Annotated in this window: 7 protein-coding genes; 2 read left to right on the forward strand and 5 right to left on the reverse strand. The window is 64.1% G+C overall.

Features of this window, described 5'->3' with window-relative positions; genetic code table 11:
* A partial coding sequence (locus E7813_RS16555; protein WP_291575632.1) for a dihydroorotase occupies window positions 1-818 on the forward strand: 818 nt, incomplete at its 5' end.
* 1 nt (window position 819) lies between these two features.
* On the opposite strand, the gene E7813_RS16560 is transcribed toward E7813_RS16555, so the two are convergent.
* The 4 genes from E7813_RS16560 to E7813_RS16575 all read right to left on the reverse strand — a co-directional run bounded on the left by E7813_RS16560 (window position 820) and on the right by E7813_RS16575 (window position 2,682).
* Complete coding sequence (locus E7813_RS16560) at window positions 820-1,086, reverse strand: hypothetical protein (RefSeq protein WP_291575635.1); 267 nt, start codon at window positions 1,084-1,086, stop codon at window positions 820-822.
* Window positions 1,087-1,262: 176 nt separating this feature from the next.
* Window positions 1,263-1,640 carry a TIGR02301 family protein gene (locus E7813_RS16565; RefSeq protein WP_291575637.1) on the reverse strand — a complete coding sequence of 126 codons (378 nt, stop codon included), beginning with the start codon at window positions 1,638-1,640 and terminating at the stop codon, window positions 1,263-1,265.
* A 95-nt stretch (window positions 1,641-1,735) separates the two neighbouring features.
* On the reverse strand, window positions 1,736-2,161 hold the full coding sequence (locus tag E7813_RS16570) for an NUDIX hydrolase (RefSeq protein WP_291575640.1): 426 nt from the start codon (window positions 2,159-2,161) through the stop codon (window positions 1,736-1,738).
* Window positions 2,162-2,166: 5 nt separating this feature from the next.
* Complete coding sequence (locus E7813_RS16575) at window positions 2,167-2,682, reverse strand: hypothetical protein (RefSeq protein WP_291575643.1); 516 nt, start codon at window positions 2,680-2,682, stop codon at window positions 2,167-2,169.
* Window positions 2,683-2,744: 62 nt separating this feature from the next.
* On the opposite strand from E7813_RS16575, the gene E7813_RS16580 reads away from it, so the two are divergent.
* On the forward strand, window positions 2,745-3,497 hold the full coding sequence (locus E7813_RS16580; RefSeq protein WP_291575646.1) for an SOS response-associated peptidase: 753 nt from the start codon (window positions 2,745-2,747) through the stop codon (window positions 3,495-3,497).
* A 61-nt stretch (window positions 3,498-3,558) separates the two neighbouring features.
* Here the strand turns inward: E7813_RS16580 and E7813_RS16585 are convergent.
* Window positions 3,559-4,093, reverse strand: a 535-nt coding sequence (locus tag E7813_RS16585) for an aspartate/glutamate racemase family protein (protein WP_291575649.1), incomplete at its 5' end; no start/stop codon positions are given.

Below are 4,093 nucleotides of genomic sequence, written 5' to 3' on the forward strand. Positions count from 1 at the left end.
TCATCCGGCGCCGCGCCGCGTTTCATGCCGAGGATGAATACCGCCTCAACGACCGCAAGCCCCTGCGCGTCGAGGGCGATCCGCGCTCGCATCCGGTGTGGCGCGACGAAACCGCGGCGCTGATGGCGACGGAGCGGCTGGTCAAGCTTGCCCAGGAGACCGGAAAGCGGATCCACGTGCTGCACATCTCGACCAGGCAGGAGATCGAGTTTTTACGCGACCACAAGGATGTCGCCTCCTGCGAAGCGACGCCGCATCACCTCACCTTGGTGGCGCCGGAATGCTACGAGCGGCTCGGCACCCGCGCGCAAATGAATCCGCCGGTGCGATCGGCCGAACACCGCGACGGCATCTGGCGCGGCATCGAGCAGGGCATCATCGACGTGCTCGGTTCCGATCACGCACCTCATACGCTGGAGGAAAAGGCCAGGATCTATCCGGCCTCGCCATCGGGCATGACCGGCGTCCAGACGCTGGTGCCCTTGATGCTCGATCACGTCAACGCCGGGCGGTTGTCGCTGGCGAGATTTGTCGACCTCTCCAGCGCAGGCCCGGCGCGGCTGTTCAATATCGCCTGCAAGGGCCGGATCGCGGCGGGCTATGACGCGGACTTTACCGTGGTCGATCTCAAGCATAGCGAGACCATCACCAACAAATGGGTGGCCTCGCGCGCGGGCTGGACGCCCTATGACGGCGTGCGTGTCACCGGCTGGCCGGTCGGCACGTTCGTCCGCGGCCGTCGCGTGATGTGGCAGGGAGAATTGACGACGCCGTCGACCGGCGAACCGGTGCGGTTTCTGGAGACGTTGCGGGCGTGAATTACTGCTTCGCGATCTGAATCGAAAATTCACCGTTGCGGACGCGGACGGGGAGGCCTTCGACGAATTTCGCCACCGCGTCTTCGCCGTAGGTGCCGACCAGTTCGGCGAATGCCGCGAACAGGCTCGCCTGCGCCAGGCAATCGCCGTCGACGCCATCGTGCCGTGCTTCCGCCCAGGCCTCGTTGAGATAGCTGAGGGCCGCCTGTTTCTGTTCCTGATCGGGCAGCGGGTCGCGGGCGGTTGTGAAGGACGCTGGATGGCTCATGAAACTCAACAGGCTAGTGCGCGCGTCCAGGGCGGAGCGCGTCGAATGCGCGAGGTTTAGCATGCAGGGTGGGGCCGCCTAGAGCAGTTCTTTAGGAAAGGTTAACGGCGGTCATCGCAATGAATCTATCGTCGTGAATGAGCCGTTCAGCCGCGAAGCGAACCCGTCAAACTGCGCTAGTTGGCGTAGCGGGCGGTCAAATCCCGCGAAATTCTCGAGCCTTCCTCGATATACCTGCGGATTGCGACATTGGCGGCCGGTGTGCAGGTCCGGTAGGTCTGCTGGAACCCGTTATAACCGCGGTTGAAACCCGCAATCATGCGGGCGCGGCGATCGCCGGAGGGGGTTTCGGCATCGATCAGCGCTTGCATTTCGTTGCGCCACTTGCCGCCTTCGTTGGCGCCGCAAATGCCCCGCAGATAGTGCAGCGTACCGAGGATTTCGGCCATCCGCTGCAGATCGCCGTCAAAGGGCGCCGCGGCGTCCTGGGCCCGCGCCAGGCCAGGATGGCATGCCGAGATAACGATAAGGGCTGCGAGAAAATACTTTGACATGAAGGGGTCCGGGGATCCTCCATGATATGCCTTTTCAATGTGCTGGAAGCAAGGCGCGAGGTTCTCAAAACGGCAAGCCGGGTTAACGCGGCGCTTCAGGCCCCGGCCAGCCCGCGCGCGGACCGGATGACCTCCTGCAGGCCGCCGGTGACCTTGAGGTCGTCCAAGCCATCCGGTGCAAGCCATTTGAAATCGTCGTGTTCGTCGTTCAGGACCGGCTCGCGGGCGATCCAGCGCGCTGCGAACGACATGATCAGATAGTGGCCGCCGCCGCTCGTTCCCGGCAGCACCTCGCGCCACCCGGCAAGCCCGATAATCTCGATTTTCAGCGCGGTTTCCTCGTCGACTTCGCGATGCAGGGCGGCATGCAGCGATTCGCCGAATTCGACCCGGCCGCCGGGGAGCGAATAAAACCCCCTGGCAGGCGACTTGGCACGCCGTACCAGCAGGACCTTGCCATTGCGGAAAATGACGGCGCTGACGGCAAGCTGCGGATGTGACGGCTGGACCGGGGATACCACGGCGGTCAGCGGGCCATCATAATGGTGTCGACGTCGGCCTCGACGCCCCCATTGATGACACCGCCTGCCAATGAGACCAGCGGCTTGACCCAGCCGGTTGCCTGTTCCGCCAGCGTGGCGCGGGTCTTGTCATGCTTGGCCTCGCGCATGGCGATGCTTACCGCGGTCAGGATCGAGGTCATCGCTGCAGTGATATTGTCGAATTCGACGCGGACGTCGGCGTCGGCTGCATCATAGGCCGCGATCGCCAGGTCGCGCGCCTTGAAATGGGACGCGGTGAAATGTTCACGGTAGGACAACGGGTGCCAGCCGAGGAAATCTTCCGCGCATTCCGGCATCTCCGGAATCATTTCCAGCAGCATGATGGCTTCGTTGAAATGATTCAGGTAGTCCGTGGCAAGACCGGTGCGGGGGTTGATATTGGCGGCCCGCAACTGCGCCGTCCATACGTCTTCGTCGCCCCCGGTCAGGGCGGGTTGTGGAGAACAGGATGGTGCGGTTTTGGCGGCGTTCGGTGTCATCCGCCGCAGTGTTAACGGTTGGGGTTAAAAGGACCTGAACGGATGCCGGTCTGGGCCACAGAATGTGCGGACGCTTCGTAATTACCTCGCCACCGGAGGCTCTGCGCCGGCTGTTCGGCTATGCCGAGCAGCCGAACATGCCGCCCCGGCACAATATCGCGCCGACCCAGCCGGTGCCGGTGGTCATTGTCGAGAACGGTGAGAGGCATTTCCATCTGATGCGCTGGGGCTTCATCCCGGCGTGGGTGAAGGACCCCCGCAAATTCGCGCTGCTGATCAATGCGCGCTGCGAAACGGTGCAGGAAAAACCCGCCTTCAAGAACGCGATCCGGCGGCGGCGCTGCCTGATCCCGGCCGACGGCTATTACGAATGGCAGGTCTCGGGAAGCCGCAAGCGGCCTTACTTCATTCATCGCCGCGACGGCGGCCCGTTCGGCCTTGCGGCGCTGGCGGAAACCTGGGTCGGCCCCAACGGCGAGGAACTCGACACCGTGGCGATCGTCACGGCGGCTGCGAGCGTCGATCTCGCAGGCCTGCATCCCCGCGTGCCCGTGACCATTGCGCCCGGCGATTTCGACCGCTGGCTCGATTGCCGCGCCGACGACGCCGAGGCGGCGATGGCGTTGCTGACCGGACCGGAAGCAGGCGAGTTCGCCTGGCACGAGGTTTCAACGCGGGTCAATCACGTCGCCAATGACGATGCGCAACTGATCCTCCCCATTACGGCGGAGCAGCGAGCGGCGGAGGAGCCGAAACCGGTGACGAAGGCGAGCCTGCGCAAACCTGAAGATGACGGGCAGGGAAGTTTGTTTTGAATTGCAGGAGCCACGTCGTCCCGGCCTTGAGTCGGGACGACGCACGTTTTGGTCGTCTGGTTTACCCGCCGTCGGCGAGTAGCTCTTTCAGCTTTAGCACAGCGCTGTCTGGGGTCGTCAGTACCGGCCTGCCCGACACCTCCGCGACCAGCGCTGCCGCCGGCGCCATGCTGTATTGCGCGAGCGCGATCAGGTCGCAGTCGCGCAGATCGCGTGAGGCTTCTGCGACGAGGCGATCGTGTTCGGCGCGCTCGCCGCGATCCAGCGCCGCCAGCGCCCCTGCCGCCAGTTTCGTCACGATCTCGACAGAGTCGGGAAATTCCGGCGGCATTGAAACGAGCGTCGGCGGGAACGTCGAGAGCAAGCCGATTTTGCGGCCTTTTGCTGCAGCCTGCTCGATCATGGCTTCACTGGGCTTGAGCACCGGCATCGGAGCGTGCTCGCGCGCGACGGCCTCGATGCAGGGACCGAAGGCCGAGCAGGTGAAGAGGATCGCGTCGGCATGGGTGGAGGCGGCGTAACGTCCGAGCGACAGGAAACGTTCGGTCATCGCGTCGGTAAGGCGGCCATCACGCGCCAAATCGGTCGACAGGCTG

Origin of the sequence: Bradyrhizobium sp. (genome assembly GCF_004799405.1) — a bacterium.
GTDB lineage: Bacteria > Pseudomonadota > Alphaproteobacteria > Rhizobiales > Xanthobacteraceae > Bradyrhizobium.

Excerpts from the sequence above, each read along its gene's own strand:
- E7813_RS16560 (WP_291575635.1), bottom strand. The coding sequence starts at position 1,086 with ATGAGCCATCCAGCGTCCTTCACAACCGCCCGCGACCCGCTGCCCGAT.
- E7813_RS16575 (WP_291575643.1), bottom strand. The coding sequence starts at position 2,682 with ATGACACCGAACGCCGCCAAAACCGCACCATCCTGTTCTCCACAACCC.
- E7813_RS16580 (WP_291575646.1), top strand. The coding sequence starts at position 2,745 with ATGTGCGGACGCTTCGTAATTACCTCGCCACCGGAGGCTCTGCGCCGG.
- E7813_RS16565 (WP_291575637.1), bottom strand. The coding sequence starts at position 1,640 with ATGTCAAAGTATTTTCTCGCAGCCCTTATCGTTATCTCGGCATGCCAT.